Below are 21,824 nucleotides of genomic sequence, written 5' to 3' on the forward strand. Positions count from 1 at the left end.
TGAACATAGGTGGAATTCAATCCATCTACGTTCATAGCTTCTATTTTATTTCTTCGTAAAATAAATTCTCTTTGCAATCATATAAGACACAACAACACCAATTGTATCTTTGACAAAATCAATCACCGTAGCTGATCGAGCTGGTACAAAGGATTGGTGAATTTCGTCAGTTAGTCCATATAAGATAGCAATAACGGCAGCAACAATACTCATTCTTTCATTCCACTTATTGTGTTGGATAAAGGCAAAGGCTAATAACCAATAAAGAATCGCAAATTCAATAAGATGTAATGACTCCTTTATAAGGGAATCAAACGAAAAAGGTGTATTCACGACTGCATCTGCTGGGAAGCTGGATAGCGTCCAGATTAGCCCCATATATAGAAGGGGAAAAATAGTAAAGAGAACTTTTTTCATAGTAAACTCCTTGTTAAACCTCATGATTTAAGATTTTTTTCATATTGTACATATTATTATAAACATAGTGCATACTAAATTTTAAAAAATATTTTTAAAGATGTGTATATAATTCCGGAAATCTGTTCAGACTGATTTCTGAGGTGATGATAGAATGAGAGAGGAAGAAAAGAAACGTACTTCTCAAAACACAAAATTAAATCAATTTTTTAGAAAACGTTGGGTATTTCCGGCAATTTACCTAATGAGTGCAGCAGTAATCTTAACGGCGGTATTATGGTATCAAGGAATTAGCAACGATGTAGCTGAAGATCTTAACCAACAAAATAATCAAGGTGAAGATGTTGCATTAGAACAACCAGAAGCAGTTGAAGTTAATGCTTTAAAAGAAAACTTTGCAATGCCTGCAGTTGATCCAGATCAAGTACAAGTTGTGAAAAAGTTTTATGATGCAAATGCTTCTACTGAAGAACAAGAAGCTGCCCTTGTATTCTACAACAATACGTATAGAATGAACAAAGGTATTGATATTGCAAGAGAAGATCAAAAGGATTTCGATGTTGTAGCATCTTTAAGTGGTACAGTATCAAAAGCTGAAAAAGATCCGATTTTAGGTTATGTTGTTGAAATTGAGCATGAAAATGATGTTGTAACAGTATACCAATCATTAGCTGAAGCAAGTGTACAAGCTGGTGATAAAGTAGAGCAAAATGAACTAATCGGTAAAGCTGGAAAAAATCTTTATAATGAAGAAGATGGCATCCACCTACACTTTGAAGTTCGTCAAAGCGGAAAAGCTGTTAATCCTCTAACTTATATGGACAAGCCGGTAACATCCATTGAAGAGGCTACAACTGAGCAAGCTACAGAAGAAGCTAAAGAAGAAGAAGCACCAGCAGAAGAAGCACCAGCAGAAGATTCAGAAACTCCTAAAGAAGAAGGCGTAGAAGAGTCTGATGAGAAATCTCCAGAAACAGACAAAGATGCCCAAAAGGGAGAAACTGAAGGAAGCGAAGATTCTACTCAGCCTGAGGCATCAACCAATACAACAAACTCTTAATTTGTAATGATATCTTTTATATGAGGTTGAACTCACTTCACTCGAGATCAACCTCAATTTTTTTTGTTGAAAAAGGTAAAGCACAAACAAAGCCAATAACCCCACCCAATGTATTCAACAATAAATCATCCACATCAAAAGCCCCTACACGAAACCCGATCTGTAAACACTCAATACATAATGATAATAAAAATGTAAAAATCAAAGTCCTTCCAAAGGTTAGCTTTGGTATAAGGAGGACAATCAGAAACCCAAATGGTAGAAACGCAATAATATTCCCAACAAATTGATCAGTTAGTGAAAATCCAGAGAAAACTGAAAAATACCCATCTATTGTTTTAAAAGGAATAAAGTTATAAGCTAAAATTCCTTCGACAGATCTCCGGTATTGTGAGAAAAACAATAAATAAAAAAGGAAACAAAGATAAAACGTAAAGCATAGATATAGTACTAACTTTTTCATTTAAGAACCCTCCCCTTTGTTAAAGTAACAGAAATACCATCAAAATTGAAATTTATTTATTTCCCTAATCAGTTATCGATTTCTGTCGAGCGAATTGTCTGTGAAAATAATCCTGAATTTTCTAAAAAGTATTGACCGATCGGTATGTTCAATTCATAATAAAAAAGTAATTACATCAAATGTGTCAAAAAGGTGAACAAATATGCGTAATAATGGTAACGCTTACAACGAAAAGGAGGGATATTCAATTGTTCATCTTACTAATTTTTTGCATAACAGGTTTTAGCCTGTTTATGAGCTTTCGAAAAAAAAAGCCTCAATTCTTACTAATACCAGTTCTATCACTACTACTCTACTTCATTGTGCAAATTGCTCTCGTACCAGCTTCATTTATTGACACATTAAAATTTATTTTTAGTTTATCGTAAAAAACTGTATGCTTTATAACCTTATGGAGGTGGCTTTATGAAAAAGATTGAGAAAAAGGTTGCGGATGCATATTTTAAAGAACGAACACGCAATATTATTATTTATTTACTAATCGGGTTTGTTGCCTCATTTGGAGTGGTGTTGTTTGCCGAACCTCTAAGTAGAATCACTGTCAATGGCTTTCCATTCCATTATTTCATGGGAGCTCAAGGTGCAATTGTTATTTTTATTCTTTTATTGTTTGTTAATGCAAAGGTTAGTGACAGTATCGATAAAAAATATGGTATTGATGAAAATAAAAATGTTCAGTTAAGTGAAGGTAAAACAGTTGATCATTAATTTATAGGATTAAAATGAATCATCTGTGAGTCAACATCAGCTATCCGAGGGGAGATAGTGGGAAGAGGAATGCTCGAGACAAAAGGGGGATCTTCATGGACGCACAATTTTTAGTATCATTAACGATTATTTTAGTCACATTTGCTTTATATATTGGGATCGCAATTTATAATACGGCGAAACAAACATCAGACTTTTATGTAGCAGGGCGCGGTATTCCACCGATCTTTAACGGAATGGCTATCGGAGCTGACTGGATGAGTGCTGCTTCCTTCATTGGTTTAGCAGGAACAATCATGCTATTAGGCTATGACGGACTTGCCTATATAATGGGGTGGACTGGAGGATATCTTCTACTAACCTTTCTGTTAGCACCACAGCTTCGTAAATATGGACGTTATACGGTGCCCGAGTTTATCGGTGATCGCTATAACAGCCATACAGCTCGTGTCATTGCGGCAATTTGTACAATTATTATTAGTTTTACCTATTCAATTGGTCAGCTTTCAGGCTCTGGAGTTGTTATTGGACGACTCTTTGAAATAGATGCAAAGATTGGTACATTAATAGGGGTTGTGCTTATTGCATTTTATTCAGCATTCGGTGGAATGAAAGGGATTACATGGACACAGGTTGCTCAGTATTTAATCTTAATTATTGCGTATATCATTCCGGTAATCTTTATGTCTCTACAAATCACAGGTAATCCAGCACCATGGTTATCCTACGGAAAAATCGTAGAAGAAATGGGTGCACTTGATCGAGAACTAGGAATCTCTGAATATTTCGCACCATTTACCAATGGAACAAAATGGCAATTCTTAGCACTCATGTTTACCTTAATCGCTGGTACAGCAGGCTTACCACATGTTATTGTTCGTTTTTACACAGTGTCAACAATGAAAGCGGCAAGATGGTCTGGAGCTTGGGCTTTACTTTTTATCGGACTTTTATATTTATCAGCACCTGCTTATGCTGCGTTTTCACGCTTTATCTTAATGACACAGGTGGCGGGACAAAAGCTATCAGAGCTACCAGCATGGACAGCTTCCTGGGTTAATACGGGGAAACTACAAATAGCTGATGCCAATGGAGATGGAATTCTTCAATGGAGCGAGCTGATTATCTCAAATGACATTGTTGTTATGGCCACACCAGAAATTGCCAACTTAGGTTTATTTGTTATCGGTCTAGTTGCAGCAGGTGCCATGGCTGCAGCATTATCAACTGCAGGTGGATTAATGATTGCTATTTCATCTTCATTTGCACATGATATTTACTACAGAGTTCTAAAACCAAATGCTTCTGAAAAGAATCGTTTAGCTGTTGCTCGTTGGTCGATCGTTATTGCTACTGTTTTAGCAGGATTAGTGGCTCTAAACCCACCAGGAGCAATCACTCAAATTGTTGCTTGGGCATTTGCGCTTGCTTCAGGAACATTCTTCCCGGCTTTATTAATCGGAGTATGGTGGAAGCGATCTAATACCTATGGAGTAATATCCGGAATGCTAGCAGGACTTGGTGTAACACTAGCCTACATCTTCTTAGCTAAATATGGTGGTATTACTATTCTAGGTATAATTGACACAGGAGCAGGTGTATTCGGGGCTACAGCAGCTATCTTAACGAATGTCATTGTTTCTCTGTCTACTAAGCCACCTTCAATTAAAGCTCAAGAGGAAGTACTGAATCTTCGTTACCCTGAGCAAATGACTTATAAAGATGGCGAGGTTTGGATGGATTAAGTTGAATAGTAAATTTAGGACAATTGTGCTTAGTGGCATGATTGTTCTTTTTTTGGTTTTTAGAGAGAGAAAAATGGACTAGCTTCAATTGTTGATATCCCTAATTAATTTACATAGGGGAAAAGGAGTATGTTTTTATATGAAAATGGTTTCAGAGTGATTGTTCTTTTTAAACTTAATTTAGATAAATATAACTTTATAAAAGAGTCTTTTAAGGATCTGCTTTAACTCATTATTACTACAAACTAATTATGTTGATTGGAGCGCAAGGTGCGAGACTCCTGCAGGACTAGCGGGACAGGTGAGACCCCGCAGGCGCTTGCGCTGAGGAGGCTCACCGCCCGCCCCGCGGAAAGCGAGCAACCTGGAGCGGAAATCATACCCCGCTAAACTAACTTTACATGCCAAGATCCATGGGCCTCGAGAAAATAGCCAAAAAATACAATTTTATGAGTTATGTTTTCTACCAAAATGGAATACCTTTTAAATAGCAAATATCAAGGCTATAGTAAACATTTCCATCTATAACATTTTCTTCATTAGTTTCACTCTTAACTCGACAAATTTCTCGGGAAATAATCTTCTTTCCATATTACCTAAGTGTAAAAATAAATATTTTTTAACAGCAAAACATAAGGTTTTCCTTAGATAAATAAGGATTTAACAAAAAAATTTAAAGAATGCCTTGTCCCACTTGAGTTTTCTTGCATATATCCTTACCCAAGCTAATAAAATGTTACAAACCTATCAAAGAGAGTGTTTGAGGTGAGGGATCGTGAGTGTAAAATTTAATCGCTGTAATAGAGGCAACATACGATCATCTAAGAGAAATTCAGCCAAAGATACTTGGTATGCGAGTCTCATTTCACACTTCTCACATCCATATTAGGGAGGTCGAGTGGTGTGCACGATTACATCAAAGAACGCACAATCAAGATTGGGAAGTATATCGTGGAGACAAAGAAAACAGTTCGCGTGATTGCGAAGGAATTTGGAGTTTCCAAAAGTACCGTCCATAAAGATTTAACGGAAAGGTTACCTGAAATTAATCCTGATCTTGCCAATGAGGTAAAGGAAATACTTGATTATCATAAATCAATAAGGCATCTTCGTGGTGGTGAAGCAACAAAGCTTAAGTACAAGAAGGACGAGATTTTAGAAGAAGAGCCAGTGAAATAAGCGTCTATCTATAGATTTTTTGTAAATCGACATTTCCCTACATAAACCCGCGAAATTATTTTACAAAATCATACTATTTTTGCGAATTTATGATAAAATATTTAATTAGGTTAAACTATTACGGGAATGAGATATGCAAGGAGGATATAGATAGAATGTTTGCGAGGGATATTGGTATAGATCTAGGTACAGCTAATGTACTGATTCATGTTAAAGGTAAAGGAATTGTATTAAATGAACCATCCGTTGTTGCGTTAGACAAGAATTCCGGAAAGGTTCTTGCTGTAGGTGAAGAAGCAAGACGTATGGTAGGACGTACTCCTGGGAATATTGTTGCAATTCGACCATTGAAGGATGGCGTAATTGCTGATTTCGAAGTAACAGAAGCGATGTTAAAGCATTTTATAAATAAGCTAAATGTAAAAGGCCTGTTTTCTAAGCCACGTATGCTTATTTGTTGTCCAACTAATATTACATCTGTTGAACAAAAAGCGATTAAAGAAGCTGCTGAAAAAAGCGGTGGAAAAAACGTTTATCTTGAGGAAGAACCAAAGGTAGCAGCAATTGGTGCCGGAATGGACATCTTCCAACCTTATGGAAATATGGTAGTTGATATTGGCGGTGGAACTACAGATGTCGCAGTGTTATCAATGGGCGATATCGTCACCGCCTCTTCAATTAAAATGGCAGGGGACAAGTTCGACCTTGAAATTTTAAATTATATTAAAAGAGAGTACAAGCTTCTTATCGGTGAGCGTACAGCAGAAGACATTAAGATTAATGTTGCAACTGTATTCCCAGGTGCACGTAATGAAGAAATTAACATTCGTGGACGCGACATGGTAACAGGTTTACCTCGCACAATTACTGTAAATTCAAAAGAAGTGGAATCTGCACTTCGTGAACCAGTTGCTGCGATCGTACAAGCTGCTAGAAGTGTACTAGAACGTACTCCTCCAGAGCTATCTGCTGATATTATTGATCGTGGTGTGATTTTAACAGGTGGTGGTGCCTTGTTAAACGGACTTGATCAGCTATTAGCTGAAGAGCTTAAGGTACCAGTACTAGTTGCAGAAGCACCAATGGATTGTGTGGCAATTGGAACAGGAATCATGCTGGATAACATGGATAAATTACCACGTAAGAAATTTGGTTGATTGATTTCTTTACGGATAAATTCCTCGAAAAATTTAATATATATATGAAATAGAGCTAGGGGAACTTAGCTCTTTTTTATTTTCCTGAACTTTATCATTTTGAAAACTATATAGTGTATGGTTGATTGGAACTCCAGATTGCTCGCTTTCCGCTGAGCCCGCAGGATATTTCATAAGAGAAACAATTATGATCTAAGAAAAAGAGGATGGGGCAAAAGTATTTAAGCTAATGAAAAACCCGAATTATTAGGTGATATGTCAATTAAACATTCATCTAAGTTCGGGTTTTTATTTGCATACTATTTTTAAGAATTAGTGGAATGGAGCGGAAGACATTTGACTCCTGCGGGTGCAGAGGAAAGGCTGAGACCCCACAGGCGCGCAGCTTACGAGGAGGCTTAGCTTCCTCCCCGGCGAATCTTATGTCTGCAGCGCAATGGAACGAAAATGTTTCTTTCAACTTAACTGAATTTAGGTTTATTCCTCTTTATGAATGATTTCTTTAATTATGTCCCAGCCTCTAGGTGTTTTTAATAAAATTTTTATTTACTTCAATTCCATCCAACTACCAACATGATGAATAGAGAATCCATTGAAGCTTGGGTAGTTTCCGTAAGAATTTAGTACAAGCTCTAATTGTGTATTCATTTCAGCTTGTCCTTCTTCGTAGAAAGTTAAAAATCCATCATTGCCTAAATTCATTGTTTCAACAGCAATGTTCACTTTTTTGTTAAGTGTGTTTGCTAGATTCATTTCATATTTGACTAACTCAATAATACCGTTAGGACCAACAGCTTTATCGCGATAAGCCATAATCGATACTTCATCTGTTAATCCAATCGTCCATTGTGCAAGATTTCCTTTACCATGCTTGTTTTTAAAGTTCATTTCATCGAACCAAAACGGAATATCAACAGCAAATGAAATGCCTAGAGATTTTGCTGTTTTTGAAGCTGCTATTAATGCATTTTGATATTTATTAACTGCCGCTTTGTAGTTTGATGTCCATAGTGGTGATAGGTATGGTTCAATATCAAGGTGAATGCCTACAAATTTTTCATTAACGCCTGCACTCTGTTGATATGTGGTTACCCAGTTTAAGAAGTTCGTAAAGCCTTTTGTCGTTGGTCCCCAATTTGGATCACCATCTAAAGCATAAACCTTGATGTTCATTTTGGCTGCTTCACTAATAAACTCTTTATAATATGTTGCATTTATATTTCTATTAATTTGTAAATAAACATGCTTTACTTGTTTTTCTTCTAAAAACGTAAGAGTTGCTTCACGTTCGTTTACGATTTTCACTGTATCCCATAACCATGTTGAATACTCGGGTAATGTAGAGTCATCTATTGCATGTACTTTGTTGTTCATTCCAATAACTCCTAATTGACTACCTAAAACAAATAAAGCTATGATTCCACAAATGAAACCTTTTACGATCTTCATCAATTTTTCTCCCTTCAGCCCGAGGCTCATAAAGGGAGCCTGGCAGCTTGGCAACCGTACAATGAAATCATTGGTTAGGTCCATAGCTTTGCGTCCTTATCTTTCGACAAGTTTGCCTTTTTCAATTTATTTTTCTCAAGTATATAGACTTACTATAGAGATTAATATAGGTTATTAGACCTATAATATATATTTTGATTAGTATCTTTTTAAAAGGTTGATAACATTGAAATTGAGGCTTTTAATTTATATAGTACAATGGATCTGTTTCAAAGGATATGAAGTTATTTTTGCAAAAAAAGATAAAGAAAAAAATAATACATTAGTTGCTCATTTTAAAATTACAATCATTTCCTAAAAAAATGTGATGAGAAAACAGTCCATCTCCTTTATAATGAAAGATAGGGAATTCTGTCGAAAGGAATTCATTGTTCGGACTACTATAATTAAGGTGGGTGCACTAATGTTAAGAGGTTTATATACAGCAACAGCAGGAATGTTAACGCAACAAAGACGTACTGAAATGCTCTCAAACAACATGGCAAATTCTCAAACTCCAGGCTATAAAGCAGATCAAGGCTCTGTTCGTGCGTTTCCAGAGATGCTGCTACAAAGGCTGGATAATAAATCAGTACCTACTGTAAATGGCGCAAACTTTGGAGGAATGACACCAATTGGTTCAATTAACACAGGTGTTTATTTACAAGAGCTAAGTAACCATTACACTCAAGGTGGATTAAAGGAAACTGGCTTGAAATCTGACGTTGCATTAGTTGAAGAAAATGTTCCATTTAATCCTGAAACAAACCTTAAAGGAGCATTACTATTCGCAGTTGAGACGCCGGCTGGTGATGAGAGATACACACGTAATGGGAATTTTTCACTAGATAATAATGGAATACTACTCTCAAACGGAAATACAGTACTATCAACAGATGGTCAGCCTATTTCGATTCAAACAAGTAATTATGAAGTTACTCAAAATGGTGAGGTTTATAATCGTGACCTTCCTGCAGCAGAGCAATTTCTTGGACAAATAGATGTGAGATTTGAAGCAGATGTACGTAATTTAGTTAAAGAAGGTAATGGTTTATACCGTACTGCTGATGAAGGTGTTTTACCAACAGCTATTAATAACGAAAATATTCAATATAACCTAAGACAAAACTTCTTGGAAAATTCAACAGTTGATGTTGGGCGTACTTATACAGATATGATGACAGCTTATCGATCGTTTGAAGCAAACCAAAAAGTATTACAAGCATATGATAGAAGTATGGACAAGGCCGCAAACGAAATAGGCCGCTTAAGATAATAGGAGGTTCAAAATATGTTACGCTCAATGGTTACAGCGACTAATTCAATGACACAATTTCAGAAGCAGCTTGATAGAATTGGCCATAACTTAGCAAATGTTGATACTCAAGGATTCAAACGAACTGAAACTGCATTTTCAGAGCTTGTTCGTCAGCAGTTTACTACAAACACAAAAGAAACAGCTAATGAGCTTGAAGACAAGCTTATTTTGAATCATGAGCTGGGAATTATGCAGGGTGTAGGTGCGAAGTTAAATAATAAACTTGTTTTTACTCAAGGTAGTGTTAAACAAACTGGTCGTTCTCTTGATATTGCATTAACTGTTCCAAATCAATTTTTACAAATAGATGTTGATGGTGAGATCAATTACACAAGAGATGGAGCTTTATATTTATCTCCAACAACTGATGGCACAGATCGTTTTATGCTAACAACTGCAAGTGGAAATCGTGTGTTAGACGAAAATCAGGATCCGATTTATCTTAATGATAATTTTAAAGAAATTGTTATTTCCCAGGATGGCACACTATCTACTGTTCCAAATAATGATACAGAGCTTCCGCAAATCTTTGAGCTTGGTATTGTTGGGGTGGATCGTCCACAGATGCTAATTGAAAATGGTAATAATCTTTATGGGTTAAAAGACTTAGGAGATATTCAGATCAATGATGTGTTAACCTTCCTTGATGGCGCGGATCGTGCTGTACAGCAAGGAGCACTTGAAATGTCCAATGTTGATTTAACGAAGGAAATGACCGATTTAATGATCTCACAGCGTTCATACCAGATGAATGCGAAAACAGTCACACTTGGTGATCAAATGCTGGGATTAATTAATGGCGTTAGATAGGAGTTATGAAGATTGGTTGCAAAAGAAACGACTAAAACATACACTCGAGAAGAATTAAAAAAAGCAAAAAAGACACAAAAGGAGCAGGAGGGCACTGAGGAAAAAAAGAGTTCTCCTAAAATCCGTGTTCGACTACTGCCAATTTGGTTAAGAGTACTCCTTGTTGTTGTCTTAATGGGAATAAGTGTAATTGCTGGACTTGTTGTCGGCTATGGAGTGATTGGCAACGGAAATCCAGAAGATGCTTTAGATAAATCAACATGGCAGCATATCATTGATTTGGTTGAAAAAAAATAAATACACAGTTATACTTTTTCATAAAGGAAGGTAAAATACCTTCCTTTTGTTGTATAAGAAAAAGATTTTAAAGAGTCTAAATAAACACTAAGGAGTTTATACATATGCTTGATATCCAACAAATTAAAGAAATTATCCCTCATCGTTATCCTTTTCTTCTAGTTGATCGTGTTCTTGAAATTGAAGAAGGGAAAAAAGCAGTAGGCATTAAAAATGTATCTGCAAATGAAGAGTTTTTCAATGGTCACTTTCCTGATTATCCAGTCATGCCAGGAGTGTTAATTGTTGAAGCTCTTGCACAGGTAGGTGCAGTAGCGATTTTGAAAAAAGAAGAAAATCGTGGGCGCTTAGCATTTTTTGCAGGAATTGATAATTGTCGCTTTAAAAGACAAGTAAAACCTGGTGATCAGCTTCGTTTGGAAGTGGAAATTACTCGTTTAAGAGGTTCACTTGGAAAAGGAAAAGCCATTGCAACTGTTGACGGTGAAGTAGCGTGTGAAACAGAAATTATGTTTGCGCTAGGTGAGAAAAAAGCTGAAGAATAAACAGAAGAGACAAATTGACTAGAATTAGGTCAATTGTCTCTTTTTTTGTGGAAAGGTTTTATGAATTGAAAACTTGTCTATATAATTGTATCGGCCGAAAGTAAAAGTGTGTATGAAATAAATTTGTTTGGGAAACATAAGCAAAGACCGTAACAATACTAAAAAGGTCAAAATTGAAAGGAGCAATAATTATGAGCAAAAAGTGGTTTTTAACTTTATCAGGTTCTCTACTTGCGGCTATGATCGTAACTGGTTGTGCTGCAGATGATCAAGATCCAGCACCACCAGAAGATACAATGGAGGAAACTCCAGGTGAAGAATTAGAGCAAGAAATGGAAGAAGGCGTTAATGAAGGCGAAGATATGCTTGAAGAAGGCGGAGAAAATGTTGAAGAAGGCATGGATGAAACAGGCGACATGCTAGAAGAAGGTGCTGAAAATGTTGAAGAAGGTACAGGCACTGACTTAACAGAAGAAAATGGCGACGTTGATAAGGAAAATAATCAATAATTTTTGAGTGGGAAAGGCTAACATGAGATGTTGGCCTTTTTTTGGTTGTGGGCTACTTGTTGGGGGGGACTGTCCCTCAGCGTGCTAAAGGACCATTGTATAGAGCAGTGCTGGATTTGTCGAATTTTGAAGAATCGCCGATAAATTCGCATAATCGCTGATAAATCTTAAAAATCGCTGATAAATAGCCGGAATCGCCGATAAATCTCAAAAATCGCCGATAAAATTAAATTCTGGAGGGAAATTCGCTAGCATCGTGAATAAATTTTTAAAAAAATTTGCTATTTTAGTAGTCTCTTGGTAAATGTCTCCCCCATTTTATACATTATTAATAGAAACACTGTAGTTTTGTATTATTTTTTGGAAAGCAGAACAATTTGGGGTCTGACCCCCAGTCCACCCCCAGTCCCACCACTCCCCCCATTCATTTTTCCCCAAAAACATACATATTAGAGTTTCCACTCCGAATAGGATGTAAGAGAGCACATAAAAAGTTAGTGCTTATGATCTCAAAAATCGAGGTGTTAATGGTGAAAAATGTGAATGCTCCGTATGAGCAGCAGCTTTCGTATATGAAAACTTATCAGCCGTTTCATAGTCGTTTTGATCCGTGTCCACCCATTGGTGTGAAGTATTATTCAACTCCACCTCATTTGTATATGGGGTTTCAGCCACCTAATCTACAGCAATATTCTCCGAAGGCTGCGTTAAAAAGGGGAACACTTTGGCCAGCGTTATATGATCCATACAAAAATCCTTATGAAGCAAAAAGGGGGTAGTGAATCTTGAGTGGGAAGCAACTGCCAGATGAGTATTACCAGCTGTTAGGGGAGATTCAGGCAATTGATTTTGTGTTGGTCGAGTTAACACTTTACTTAGATACACACCCGAACGATATGCAGGCGTTGCAGCAATTTAATCAAGCTGCTGTACAAAGCAAACAGTTAAAACAGGTTTTTGAATCGAAATTTGGCATGCTCCAGCAATATGGGGGAAGTTTTGCGGATGCGAATTGGTCTTGGGGAACTGCACCTTGGCCTTGGCAAGTGTAAAGGACGGTCGGGAATATCTCCGGCCTACTTACTACATATGAGGGGAGATCGATATAAGTGTGGGTATATGAAAAAAAGCTTCAATATCCCGTTAAGGTAAGCACGTGTAATCCAACGTTGGCGAAATATTTAATTGAACAATATGGTGGAGCGGATGGTGAGCTAGCGGCAGCGCTACGTTATCTGAACCAGCGATACACCATTCCAGATAAGGTTGTTGGGTTATTAAATGATATTGGTACAGAGGAATTTGCTCACTTAGAAATGATCGCAACGATGATTTATAAACTTACAAAAGATGCAACACCTGAACAGCTTAAAGCAGCAGGTCTTGCGCCACATTATGTTAATCATGATTCGGCATTGTTTTATCACAATGCAGCGGGTGCACCTTTTACGGCAACATATATTCAAGCAAAGGGAGATCCGATTGCTGATTTATATGAAGATATTGCTGCAGAAGAAAAAGCTAGAGCCACATATCAATGGATTATCAATATGTCAGATGATCCTGACTTAAATGATAGTTTAGCATTTTTAAGAGAACGGGAGATTGTCCATTCACAGCGTTTTAGAGAAGCAGTTGAAATTCTGAAAGATGAGCGTGATCGTAAGAAGATATTTTAGCTAGTCTGGTCCGGAAAGTATTCCGGGCTTTTCTTTATATACAAAAAAACTACACTCTATACAAGTGCAGTCCCTAATCTCTATAATTTCGTCGTTTCTTTACGTTGATTGATATTCAGCTTGAATTCCTTCATCAGTGCCTCACCTGTTAAACCTTGCTCCATCAATGATTGCAGCAGTTCTTCTGGATCGTGAATTGGTCTTGATGTTAAAAGGCGACCATCTAGTAAGACGGATATATGATCGTCAAGTGGGACGATTGTTTTAACCCGGGCAAGAATTTGAGCGGGTGTATTTGTTTTTTTTGAAATTGTCACATAGACTTTTTCTTTTGTTTCAGCTTCTAGTAGCTTTTGAAAATAAGAGTCATATTTCTTTGGAACAAGTGCTTCAATTAACCAAGAGTTTTCTCCATCTTCTCTGTTCAGAACAAGACCATCCTCTAAAGGTATTTCTTTTGGACTAACTTCATCCTGACTAACACCTTCTTGTCCCATCATTAAATTAACAAGCTTAAATGTTTTCATTGCTTCACCCTCATTCGCTCATTTTCTTTAGTATAACATATGAAAATGAACAGCAAATTACTCTGAAATCTTTATCGATTTTTCGATAATTGTCATGAGCATTTCTTCAATAATTTTGCGATCCTTCGTTTTAACTAATAATAACTGATTCAAAATCGTAACCATTTTAGGCTGTTTTATTAAATAATCAATTATATGAGACAATTGTTGCTCTGTATGATATCTTCCATCTACCTCATATAGCAATTCATTTGTTTGGTGATCTCGACCAATTAGATGATCGATGCTCACATGTAAGGCATTACTTAACGAAAGCAAGTAGGTTAAGTCAGGCACTTGTTCACCTGTTTCAAGACGGGTGATAACTGGTCGTGATACATTAATTATTTCAGCAAGCTGCTGCTGTGACCAGCCATTTTTTTCTCGATAGTATTTAAGATTCATTTGAAATTTTTCTACCTCTCTCATTGAATCAACAAATCCCCTCTTCATGCTTCTTTTATCGTAATGGAGTATTTTATTTGCTAATGTACAAATTCAGATCATTCTAACAACTGTGCAAATTCTGTACCGTAATAGATAATTCGACCTATATCGAGAAAAATTGAAATAATTGACGTGTGAATGAGATAAACGACTAAATTACCAGTATATTGTCAAATTTAGCCGAATTTTAGATTAACTAAATTATTCGCTTAATATAATATGGAATATAATTACAGTATAAAATTGGAAAAGAGGTCATATGAAATGATTCCTTTTAAACTCAAATCTATTAAATCTAATCAGCATACTTTATCAAAAAGAAGAAACAAAAAAGAAGTGATTTTGCGATTAGCAGAGAGAACATTAGTAGATACATTATACTACAATTATAGAATTCTCTTGAATGCTACAGTTGAAATTCAATATGAAACTTTTGATAAAAACAATATTTTGCGCATAACCTTTCAATTAAAACAAAAAAACCTATCCATTACATATTTCGAATGGGATCATCTACAACATCACTTCAAACAAGTACCTCTTGATGATGAAACCTTTTCATCTTACCCAATTCAAAGCATACTACATAATTTAAACTTCACTGGAGAAAAGCACTTTTCATATGTAATGAACTCACAACAGCCTCTTCCAGATTTAGAAAGGAAACAATGAAAATAACAGAATTCTTTCGCAAAATAGAATTTGCTAGTAGTAAAAAACAAAATCTTAAAGTAATAATATCATTTCAAAGCAAAATCAGTCCGGATAATTATTTTTTACTCATTTTTCCAATTACTCACAATCTATTACAATACGAATGTACACGAAAAGAAAGGAGGAATGCAGTGATCAATCAAATAATTTTGGTAGGAAGGCTTACAAAGGATCCAGAGATTCGCTATACAGCAGATGGTGCACCTGTTGCCAACATTACACTGGCTGTTAGTCGTAATTTTAAAAATTCTGCAGGAGAAATTGAAACTGATTTTGTGAACTGTACAGTTTGGAGACGAACAGCAGAAAACACAGCTAATTATTGCCGAAAAGGGTCAGTTGTTGGTGTGTCTGGAAGGCTCCAAACAAGAAGCTATGATAACGCGGAAGGAACCAGAGTGTACGTAACAGAAGTAGTGGCTGACTCTGTTCGCTTCATGAGCAGCAAGCCCCGAGAGCTAGTTGAACAAGAATAAAAAGTAATATCCTCAAAAAGTGTCTGTAGCATAAAGAATCAATAGTTTCCCCTTAACTCCTCTTTGCATGTGGCTGGTTATTATATTAAATAATCAGCCGATTTTTTAAGAGTACTGAAGAGTTTAAAATGTGGAAAGGTAATCTGAAATTATACAATTTGTATAGTGAAATTATCTACTGTGACAAAAAGCTGAATTTTATTATAAACAAAAATAAGGTGGTGTTAAATATGAAATCAGATCAATTTTTAATTAAGCAGTTTGAAGAAAGCATTAAATCTCAAAAAGATAAAGGATCTCCTAAACTTAAAAATCGAATTGCGCGTGTTTTGCAAGTGGAGTACCATTTGGGTTTTAATGAAGCAATGGAACTTGTTTATTCAGAAGAAATACAAGAGAAGATAGATAATGATATTGAGTGGGCACAGCATATGGGTTCAGAATTTTGGGCAAATGAAATTTATGAAAATAATATAATAAACAAAGCCAATTTTATATAATTAAGAACTGGTTTAATATGGTGAGGGCTGTTCACGACATAAAAAATGATATAATAATACTAAAAGGAGTTGATGAAAATGGAAGAGTTGCTAAAAGCTTTTATGAAATCAATTGATAGTAAATTTACTACTATGGAAGGAAAATTTGAATCAATCGATAAAAGGTTTGCGAATGTTGAAGAAAAATTTGAGTCAATTGACAGAAGGTTTGCGAATGTTGAAGAGAAATTTGAGTCAATCGATAGAAAGTTTACAAAACTGGAAAACAATCAACAACATATTATCACAACAATTGAAAACCATGCATCTGAATTCCGCAGCCATTTTGTTAAAATAGAAACAGAATTAGAACAACATAGAGAAGCATTTTCAATCTATGCAGCTGATGTACACAAAATTAGAACTGACATCGACTACCTAAGCAGCAAAACAGGTATCCACGACACAAAGCTAAATAATATCGAAAAAAGACTAGAAGTATAAGCCGCACAAACAATAAAAAAACGACAGTCAAATGACTGCCGCGCTGCTTTTACTTCTGAACCTTTTTTTCGATTAATTTCACAAGCTTCTCCCATTGTGGTGCTTTTTTTTCTTCAGGTTTCTTCGCTTTTTGCTTTGCCACTTTGAAATAACCCCTCTGTTGTTATTTTTAACTCATCGATAATGAAAAGAGTTCTTCAAGCTCATCTGATGAAAGCTCTGTGATCCAGTTTTCGCTTTGGATGATCTCATCGTTTAATGATTGCTTTTTTTCGAGCATTTCGTCAATTTTTTCTTCGATTGTTCCTGTTGTGATTAGCTTGTGAACATGAACAAATCGTTCTTGACCGATTCGGTAGGCACGATCTGTTGCTTGATTTTCAACGGCCGGATTCCACCAGCGATCATAGTGAATGACATGATTGGCAGCAGTTAAGTTTAGGCCTGTTCCCCCAGCTTTTAATGAAAGAATTAAGATTGGGTATTCTTTGTTTTGGAACGATTCGACCATACGATCTCGCTCGTTTTTCATCAAACTTCCATTTAAGAATAACACCTTATCTCCTAGCTCTTTTTCTAGCAAGCTTTTCATCATTTCACCCATACCAATGTATTGAGTGAAAATCAGACAGCTTTCCTGCTGCTCGCGAATCGATGTTGTGAGTTCAATCATTTTTTCGATTTTATGTGAGCGAGTTAACAGCTGCTTTGGTTGAACTTCCTTTAAATAAAGTGCTGGATGATTACAAATTTGCTTGAGCTTTCCTAGCATTTTTAAAATCAGAGCTTTACGCTGCATTCCTGCTAATGCATTTACTTGATCAAATGTATCTTTAACAAGCTGTTCGTAAAGTGACGCTTGCTCAATAGATAGTGGAACATACTCTTTTTGCTCCTGCTTTTCCGGTAAATTTAAGGCAACCTGTTCATCACGCTTTGTTCTTCGAAGTAAAAATGGCTTAATATAGCGTTGAAGCTGTTCAATTTGTTCGAGATTTCGGTCCTTTTCAATTGGAAGCACATAGCGCTTATGAAAGCTATGTAAGCTGCCTAAATAGCCGGTATTTAGAAAGTCATAAATAGACCATAGCTCTGTTAAGCGGTTTTCCATCGGTGTTCCTGTTAATGCGATATGATGCTGACCATGCAGCTTTCGAATTGCGCGAGACTGCTTTGTATGAGCATTTTTTATATTTTGTGCTTCATCAAGACAAACCGTACTCCAGGTAATATTCGACATTTCATCAAAATCAGCATGTGATAAACCATATGACGTTAACACAACATCATAATCTGCGATCGAGGAATCAAACTTTTTAGCCTTCGCACGATTTGCTCCATAATGAAGCTTTACACTTAAATGTGGGGCAAACTTTTCAAATTCCTTCTGCCAATTCCCAAGTACAGATGTTGGAGCAATAATCAGTGATGGAGTTTTAGGCTTTTCTTTTTCCTTCACATAAGAAAAATATGCGATCATTTGAATCGTTTTACCTAATCCCATATCATCTGCTAAACAAGCGCCAAACGAAACACTTCGTAAAAATAACAGCCAATCCACACCGTTTTGCTGATATGGACGAAGTGTGCCAAGAAAATCCGTAGGAATTTCATGTGACGGCAGCTCACTTGTATCAGAAAGCTTACGAAGCATACCTTTCATTTGTTGATTTAGCTCAATTTGAATGTTAGCAAATGCTCGTGCATCAAGAACTTCATTTTGATCTTCATCAATGTCCTTTGCATTAAGCTCTTGATGTAAAATATCTGATAAATGCAAGCCTTCGCGATCAGCTTTTTTCAAAATTGCTTGAACCTGCTTAATGAAAGCTGGATCTAGCTTAATCCACTGACCTCTAAAATTCACAAGGCGACGCTGCTGTGAAACAAGCTGAGTAAATTCTTCTTCACTCATTTCCACACCATTTGTCGCAAAGCGCCAGTTAAAATCAATAAGTGAGTTCATGCCAACAAAGGACTGTCCTCGTGGTGAAGACGATACCTTTGCTTTTAGCATCAGTTGAGATTCTTTGACAACCTGCCACCAAGAAGGAAGCAGGATTTCAATGCCCATATTAATTAAGGTTTCACTAGCTTCTGTTAAAAATAACCACGCTTGATCCTCGGTAATATAGGTTGTGCCAGTTTGAAAGCTTAACCATGGTACAACATTTGCAAATCGATCTTGTTCACGTTCAATTTTATCCGTGAAGGGACGCCATTTCTTCGGAAGATTCTCTGTACCTTGAAAGTGGAAAATTTCATCTTCGTTTTCCTTACTTCGAAGTAGGATTTCAAGCTGCCAATCCTCACCATCTAATTCTGGCTCATTTAAACGTAATCCAACTGTAAATGGCGTATCATCCTTATGCCAGCCAATTTTCTCAAGAAAGTCCGTTTCATCAATAAAATGACCAAGATAGCTTATTAAAACAGGGTACGCATCTACGATATCAAGCCAAGCATCATGGAGAATGCTATCATTTTCAATCAGATCATTCATACTAGCTGAAAACCATTCAAGAGCAAAACCACTTAATTCATTTTTAGCATCTTTAAAGCGGGTAACACCTTGCTTCCAGCCTTCGAAATCAGGCAGATAGTCACCATTGCTAATCGTTTCGTAAATCGTGTGAGCATCATTCGCCAATTTTTCTGTATCCTCAGAAAAAGAGATGGTCGCAAGTGAGTTGTAGGTTTCTTTTCCTAGTAGCTCAACCATCATCCAAGGTGTTAGCTGAACAGCAGGGATGCCAATATAACTAATATCCTCTAGCTTTGTTCCGAAAAAAGATGATTCATGCCATGTGAAAAGGTAGCGTTTAAATTCATCAATTCCAAGCGGTGTATCATCATGTTTTGATGTACAGTAGACATAAAAATGATTGTTCTCGATTTTTTCAGCATGAACAATGATGTTGACTGTATTAATCATGAATCAGCTTCCCCTTCTTTAACTCTTCTTTAAAAGCACGTAAACGCTTATGTTCAATCGCAAGCTGGTTGATATAATTCTCCCATACTTCCTCACGCTTAAGCTTTTTGTATTGTGCTTTAATTCGTTTTAAATACCGCACGGCCATTTTATAATTTTCACGCGTTTTCAGCGCAATTTCAGCTTGAACAGATTTTACATAAAGTGGAACAAGGATACCTGGCTCACTTTTCTCAATTTCCTTTAAAAGGTAGGAATCCATTTCATCAATCGTAAATCCAAGTAAAGTTTGCAGCTCAACCCAGGTTTTATACTGCTGCTTATCTAGTAACAAATCATGATATTCGGCATATGTTAAAGGCAGCATTTTACGACAGGCCTTTTCATACAACTGATCTTCTTTGGTCGCCGATGCATACTGTTGAATTAACTTCATCATATAACGCACCGTATATCGTTTTTCCTCAAAAGGAATCGAGCTATTTATGTATTCTGTTGCATTATTTAATAAATAAGAAATCCACCCTGAAAGTCGCTTCCAGTTTTTCTTTTTCATAATATCCTCAACCCATTTAAAGGTTAAAGGTAGAGCGGCACTCGATAAGTGTTCAAGTGACTTGAAGATATCTTCATCACGTGATTGAAGAAAATCCATATGCATCAACGCTATCTCAATTTCAATCGCATAAGATTCATTGGTTCTATCCATTTGCTCCAATTCTTCCTCAAGCCATTCACGTTCAATGGAGATAAACTTATCTCGACGCAATAGCTCGATCCATAACAATTGATACAAACTCGTTCGTTCATATTGATAATGTTTACTTGTGAAAAGTAGCTCTCTAAAGCGTTCAACACTATCAACTAAAAGTGGATCAAGTGCAAATGGCAATGCATAGCGCTTCATCTCTGCAATCGCATTTTGAACATTATCAATCAGCTGATCAAGATATGGAAAAATAATATGCTGTAACATATAGTCAGTTGGCTTCGTCTCATTAATAAGCTGCAAAATTTTTAAAAATACCGTAACAGAAGCCTGCACGATAAAAAACTGCTTCATCTCAGGAGATTTTGGCGCCTTTTTTTTCAAATTAGAATAATAATGAAGAAATAAGCTTTGAAACAACTGATTTTGTGAAGGTACATTTTCAAGCCATTCATCATACTCACGATTGAAAAAAGCAATCCAGCTTGCAAGAGAGGAGTCTTCATAATCTTTGTCAGGCTTCAAAAATGTGCTTGCTTTACGGACATTTCTAAGCACATCATCTATTGACTTTTCTTCCTTCCAAAGGTCAACGAATGTTCCGACTCTGTCTACACTTGCATATACATAAAGGAAAGTAGCGATGCGATGTCGACATATCCCTTCATAAGGACATGTGCATGTGCTCATCACAATATCATCTAAATCAAGCTCAACCTGGACACTTGTTACATCCTGAACCTTTGCTGAAACAGTATGAGTTGTCGTGTTCACATTATAAATACTGCCTTGACGAAATAAAATAAGCCCCTTTTTTATTAAATTTCGATCCTCTTCATTATGAGGAGACAGCAGCTGTTTCAATTGTTCACCGGCACCAAGCACAAGTTCCTTACTAATTTCTCGACCAAGCATATGGTATGGACCCCTTTCATACATGCCAAACGTCTTGAAAAGTGTAAATGACTTCAAGACAAAATATATGTAAAAAATATAAGATAATTTAAAAATCCTAATTTCTTCATTATAACTCAAAAAGCCTTCATCAAAAAGGTTTCGTACAAGATTGAATCGGGGACATAAAAAGAAAGCTACTTTCGAACATTTTATTGTTGGAAAATGTACACAAGTACCAATTATTAACATCTTGCAAGCTTGTCAGAATACAAGTATAATAGTCCCATATTGTCTGAAAATGTAAACCGGAAAGGATATTTGTGGAATATGAAAGAAAATCAGCTGAAACAAGAAGAGCTGCTACAAATTCTCTTAAGCGCATATGATAAAGGTGAGAAAACGAACGACGTTACTACGATAGAATTTGTTGAAGACCTTGTTACACAATTGAAAAAAATATATGCATCTTGAAAAAACTGAGCGCCTTTTAAAATGTACCCTATAGAGCAGACACTTAAAAAAAGTCTACCTATGGGGTACTTTTTTGTATAATTAAGAGAAAAAATGGGGATTGGGGAAAAACAGAATGAGTAAAAAGATATTTACAGAGAAAGAGATTAAAGCACTTTCTGGTAACCCTTATGTTAAATCAGTTAGTACAA

The 21,824-nt window shown here is 36.2% G+C and carries 25 protein-coding genes and 1 riboswitch; of the genes, 18 read left to right on the plus strand and 7 right to left on the minus strand.

All coding sequences use genetic code 11. The annotated features are described in order from the left end of the window. Nucleotides 1-45: 45 nt before the first annotated feature. Complete coding sequence (locus JOC75_RS16380; protein WP_204955071.1) at nucleotides 46-417, minus strand: VanZ family protein; 372 nt, start codon at nucleotides 415-417, stop codon at nucleotides 46-48. Between the two features lie 154 nt (nucleotides 418-571). Between JOC75_RS16380 and JOC75_RS16385 the strand changes: the two genes are divergently transcribed. Further along, nucleotides 572-1,477 carry a stage II sporulation protein SpoIIQ gene (locus tag JOC75_RS16385; RefSeq protein ID WP_204955072.1) on the plus strand — a complete coding sequence of 302 codons (906 nt, stop codon included), beginning with the start codon at nucleotides 572-574 and terminating at the stop codon, nucleotides 1,475-1,477. 37 nt (nucleotides 1,478-1,514) lie between these two features. Here JOC75_RS16385 and JOC75_RS16390 read toward each other — a convergent pair whose 3' ends face one another. Continuing rightward, a complete protein-coding gene (locus tag JOC75_RS16390; RefSeq protein WP_204955073.1) occupies nucleotides 1,515-1,940 on the minus strand; it encodes a VanZ family protein in 426 nt (141 codons plus the stop codon). Between the two features lie 465 nt (nucleotides 1,941-2,405). Here JOC75_RS16390 and JOC75_RS16395 point away from each other — a divergent pair, with 465 nt between their 5' ends. The 4 genes from JOC75_RS16395 (at nucleotide 2,406) to mreB (ending at nucleotide 6,789) form a co-directional block, all read left to right on the plus strand. Next, on the plus strand, nucleotides 2,406-2,708 hold the full coding sequence (locus tag JOC75_RS16395) for a DUF4212 domain-containing protein (RefSeq protein ID WP_204955074.1): 303 nt from the start codon (nucleotides 2,406-2,408) through the stop codon (nucleotides 2,706-2,708). A 95-nt stretch (nucleotides 2,709-2,803) separates the two neighbouring features. Then, nucleotides 2,804-4,453, plus strand: a complete 1,650-nt coding sequence (locus JOC75_RS16400; RefSeq protein WP_204955075.1) for a sodium:solute symporter family protein — start codon at nucleotides 2,804-2,806, stop codon at nucleotides 4,451-4,453. Nucleotides 4,454-5,356: 903 nt separating this feature from the next. Then, nucleotides 5,357-5,632 carry a sporulation transcriptional regulator SpoIIID gene (gene spoIIID, locus JOC75_RS16405; RefSeq protein WP_026563140.1) on the plus strand — a complete coding sequence of 92 codons (276 nt, stop codon included), beginning with the start codon at nucleotides 5,357-5,359 and terminating at the stop codon, nucleotides 5,630-5,632. A 155-nt stretch (nucleotides 5,633-5,787) separates the two neighbouring features. Beyond that, nucleotides 5,788-6,789 (plus strand): rod shape-determining protein, encoded by a 1,002-nt coding sequence (mreB, locus tag JOC75_RS16410; RefSeq protein ID WP_204955076.1) that lies wholly within the window; start codon nucleotides 5,788-5,790, stop codon nucleotides 6,787-6,789. Nucleotides 6,790-7,335: 546 nt separating this feature from the next. Here mreB and JOC75_RS16415 read toward each other — a convergent pair. After that, entirely contained in the window at nucleotides 7,336-8,238 is a 903-nt protein-coding gene (locus JOC75_RS16415; protein WP_204955077.1) for an amidase, read from the minus strand. A 38-nt stretch (nucleotides 8,239-8,276) separates the two neighbouring features. Further along, nucleotides 8,277-8,365: riboswitch (cyclic di-GMP riboswitch) on the minus strand. A gap of 336 nt (nucleotides 8,366-8,701) precedes the next feature. Between JOC75_RS16415 and JOC75_RS16420 the strand changes: the two genes are divergently transcribed. From JOC75_RS16420 to cotJC, 8 genes are all read left to right on the plus strand, one after another. Further along, the gene (locus JOC75_RS16420) at nucleotides 8,702-9,553 is read left to right on the plus strand and encodes a flagellar hook-basal body protein (protein ID WP_204955078.1); all 852 of its coding nucleotides are present in this window, start codon (nucleotides 8,702-8,704) and stop codon (nucleotides 9,551-9,553) included. A gap of 15 nt (nucleotides 9,554-9,568) precedes the next feature. Next, nucleotides 9,569-10,405, plus strand: a complete 837-nt coding sequence (locus JOC75_RS16425; RefSeq protein ID WP_204955079.1) for a flagellar hook-basal body protein — start codon at nucleotides 9,569-9,571, stop codon at nucleotides 10,403-10,405. Between the two features lie 12 nt (nucleotides 10,406-10,417). After that, the gene (locus JOC75_RS16430) at nucleotides 10,418-10,702 is read left to right on the plus strand and encodes a DNA-directed RNA polymerase subunit beta (protein ID WP_204955080.1); all 285 of its coding nucleotides are present in this window, start codon (nucleotides 10,418-10,420) and stop codon (nucleotides 10,700-10,702) included. 104 nt (nucleotides 10,703-10,806) lie between these two features. Further along, a complete protein-coding gene (fabZ, locus tag JOC75_RS16435) occupies nucleotides 10,807-11,247 on the plus strand; it encodes a 3-hydroxyacyl-ACP dehydratase FabZ (protein WP_146950252.1) in 441 nt (146 codons plus the stop codon). Nucleotides 11,248-11,438: 191 nt separating this feature from the next. Continuing rightward, nucleotides 11,439-11,756, plus strand: a complete 318-nt coding sequence (locus tag JOC75_RS16440; protein WP_204955081.1) for a hypothetical protein — start codon at nucleotides 11,439-11,441, stop codon at nucleotides 11,754-11,756. A gap of 527 nt (nucleotides 11,757-12,283) precedes the next feature. Next, complete coding sequence (locus JOC75_RS16445; protein ID WP_204955106.1) at nucleotides 12,284-12,535, plus strand: spore coat associated protein CotJA; 252 nt, start codon at nucleotides 12,284-12,286, stop codon at nucleotides 12,533-12,535. A gap of 6 nt (nucleotides 12,536-12,541) precedes the next feature. After that, the gene (locus JOC75_RS16450; protein WP_204955082.1) at nucleotides 12,542-12,808 is read left to right on the plus strand and encodes a spore coat protein CotJB; all 267 of its coding nucleotides are present in this window, start codon (nucleotides 12,542-12,544) and stop codon (nucleotides 12,806-12,808) included. Nucleotides 12,809-12,865: 57 nt separating this feature from the next. Beyond that, nucleotides 12,866-13,435 carry a spore coat protein CotJC gene (gene cotJC / locus JOC75_RS16455; protein WP_204955083.1) on the plus strand — a complete coding sequence of 190 codons (570 nt, stop codon included), beginning with the start codon at nucleotides 12,866-12,868 and terminating at the stop codon, nucleotides 13,433-13,435. A gap of 80 nt (nucleotides 13,436-13,515) precedes the next feature. On the opposite strand, the gene JOC75_RS16460 is transcribed toward cotJC, so the two are convergent. Then, on the minus strand, nucleotides 13,516-13,962 hold the full coding sequence (locus JOC75_RS16460; RefSeq protein ID WP_204955084.1) for a YwpF family protein: 447 nt from the start codon (nucleotides 13,960-13,962) through the stop codon (nucleotides 13,516-13,518). Nucleotides 13,963-14,019: 57 nt separating this feature from the next. Beyond that, nucleotides 14,020-14,430 (minus strand): helix-turn-helix domain-containing protein, encoded by a 411-nt coding sequence (locus JOC75_RS16465; RefSeq protein ID WP_204955085.1) that lies wholly within the window; start codon nucleotides 14,428-14,430, stop codon nucleotides 14,020-14,022. A gap of 282 nt (nucleotides 14,431-14,712) precedes the next feature. Here JOC75_RS16465 and JOC75_RS16470 point away from each other — a divergent pair, with 282 nt between their 5' ends. The 4 genes from JOC75_RS16470 to JOC75_RS16485 all read left to right on the plus strand — a co-directional run bounded on the left by JOC75_RS16470 (nucleotide 14,713) and on the right by JOC75_RS16485 (nucleotide 16,621). Beyond that, nucleotides 14,713-15,120, plus strand: coding sequence for a hypothetical protein (locus JOC75_RS16470; RefSeq protein ID WP_204955086.1), 408 nt, complete (start codon nucleotides 14,713-14,715; stop codon nucleotides 15,118-15,120). A 173-nt stretch (nucleotides 15,121-15,293) separates the two neighbouring features. Then, nucleotides 15,294-15,638 carry a single-stranded DNA-binding protein gene (locus JOC75_RS16475; RefSeq protein ID WP_146950259.1) on the plus strand — a complete coding sequence of 115 codons (345 nt, stop codon included), beginning with the start codon at nucleotides 15,294-15,296 and terminating at the stop codon, nucleotides 15,636-15,638. 230 nt (nucleotides 15,639-15,868) lie between these two features. After that, entirely contained in the window at nucleotides 15,869-16,138 is a 270-nt protein-coding gene (locus tag JOC75_RS16480) for a hypothetical protein (protein WP_204955087.1), read from the plus strand. Nucleotides 16,139-16,216: 78 nt separating this feature from the next. Continuing rightward, on the plus strand, nucleotides 16,217-16,621 hold the full coding sequence (locus tag JOC75_RS16485; protein ID WP_204955088.1) for a hypothetical protein: 405 nt from the start codon (nucleotides 16,217-16,219) through the stop codon (nucleotides 16,619-16,621). Nucleotides 16,622-16,790: 169 nt separating this feature from the next. On the opposite strand, the gene JOC75_RS16490 is transcribed toward JOC75_RS16485, so the two are convergent. Together JOC75_RS16490 and JOC75_RS16495 are read right to left on the minus strand one after the other, a co-directional pair. Next, nucleotides 16,791-19,556, minus strand: a complete 2,766-nt coding sequence (locus JOC75_RS16490) for a DEAD/DEAH box helicase (RefSeq protein ID WP_204955089.1) — start codon at nucleotides 19,554-19,556, stop codon at nucleotides 16,791-16,793. Further along, nucleotides 19,549-21,180: an SWIM zinc finger family protein gene (locus JOC75_RS16495; protein WP_204955090.1), complete on the minus strand. Its 1,632-nt coding sequence runs from the start codon at nucleotides 21,178-21,180 to the stop codon at nucleotides 19,549-19,551. The genes JOC75_RS16490 and JOC75_RS16495 overlap by 8 nt, the downstream gene beginning before the upstream one ends. 309 nt (nucleotides 21,181-21,489) lie before the next feature. On the opposite strand from JOC75_RS16495, the gene JOC75_RS16500 reads away from it, so the two are divergent. After that, nucleotides 21,490-21,633 (plus strand): YwzD family small protein, encoded by a 144-nt coding sequence (locus JOC75_RS16500; RefSeq protein ID WP_476703449.1) that lies wholly within the window; start codon nucleotides 21,490-21,492, stop codon nucleotides 21,631-21,633. The last annotated feature ends 191 nt before the right edge of the window (nucleotides 21,634-21,824 follow it).

The sequence above is a fragment of the Metabacillus crassostreae genome (assembly GCF_016908395.1).
Classification (GTDB): domain Bacteria; phylum Bacillota; class Bacilli; order Bacillales; family Bacillaceae; genus Metabacillus; species Metabacillus crassostreae.

Bases quoted from the DNA above. Each gene is read 5' to 3' on its own strand.
- JOC75_RS16440 (WP_204955081.1), top strand. From the start codon at position 11,439: ATGAGCAAAAAGTGGTTTTTAACTTTATCAGGTTCTCTACTTGCGGCT.
- JOC75_RS16465 (WP_204955085.1), bottom strand. From the start codon at position 14,430: ATGAGAGAGGTAGAAAAATTTCAAATGAATCTTAAATACTATCGAGAA.
- JOC75_RS16500 (WP_476703449.1), top strand. From the start codon at position 21,490: ATGAAAGAAAATCAGCTGAAACAAGAAGAGCTGCTACAAATTCTCTTA.
- JOC75_RS16380 (WP_204955071.1), bottom strand. From the start codon at position 417: ATGAAAAAAGTTCTCTTTACTATTTTTCCCCTTCTATATATGGGGCTA.
- JOC75_RS16480 (WP_204955087.1), top strand. From the start codon at position 15,869: ATGAAATCAGATCAATTTTTAATTAAGCAGTTTGAAGAAAGCATTAAA.
- JOC75_RS16390 (WP_204955073.1), bottom strand. From the start codon at position 1,940: ATGAAAAAGTTAGTACTATATCTATGCTTTACGTTTTATCTTTGTTTC.
- JOC75_RS16415 (WP_204955077.1), bottom strand. From the start codon at position 8,238: ATGAAGATCGTAAAAGGTTTCATTTGTGGAATCATAGCTTTATTTGTT.
- JOC75_RS16400 (WP_204955075.1), top strand. From the start codon at position 2,804: ATGGACGCACAATTTTTAGTATCATTAACGATTATTTTAGTCACATTT.
- JOC75_RS16425 (WP_204955079.1), top strand. From the start codon at position 9,569: ATGTTACGCTCAATGGTTACAGCGACTAATTCAATGACACAATTTCAG.
- JOC75_RS16490 (WP_204955089.1), bottom strand. From the start codon at position 19,556: ATGATTAATACAGTCAACATCATTGTTCATGCTGAAAAAATCGAGAAC.
- JOC75_RS16495 (WP_204955090.1), bottom strand. From the start codon at position 21,180: ATGCTTGGTCGAGAAATTAGTAAGGAACTTGTGCTTGGTGCCGGTGAA.
- JOC75_RS16420 (WP_204955078.1), top strand. From the start codon at position 8,702: ATGTTAAGAGGTTTATATACAGCAACAGCAGGAATGTTAACGCAACAA.
- mreB (WP_204955076.1), top strand. From the start codon at position 5,788: ATGTTTGCGAGGGATATTGGTATAGATCTAGGTACAGCTAATGTACTG.
- JOC75_RS16470 (WP_204955086.1), top strand. From the start codon at position 14,713: ATGATTCCTTTTAAACTCAAATCTATTAAATCTAATCAGCATACTTTA.
- JOC75_RS16385 (WP_204955072.1), top strand. From the start codon at position 572: ATGAGAGAGGAAGAAAAGAAACGTACTTCTCAAAACACAAAATTAAAT.
- JOC75_RS16395 (WP_204955074.1), top strand. From the start codon at position 2,406: ATGAAAAAGATTGAGAAAAAGGTTGCGGATGCATATTTTAAAGAACGA.
- JOC75_RS16485 (WP_204955088.1), top strand. From the start codon at position 16,217: ATGGAAGAGTTGCTAAAAGCTTTTATGAAATCAATTGATAGTAAATTT.
- JOC75_RS16445 (WP_204955106.1), top strand. From the start codon at position 12,284: ATGGTGAAAAATGTGAATGCTCCGTATGAGCAGCAGCTTTCGTATATG.
- JOC75_RS16460 (WP_204955084.1), bottom strand. From the start codon at position 13,962: ATGAAAACATTTAAGCTTGTTAATTTAATGATGGGACAAGAAGGTGTT.
- fabZ (WP_146950252.1), top strand. From the start codon at position 10,807: ATGCTTGATATCCAACAAATTAAAGAAATTATCCCTCATCGTTATCCT.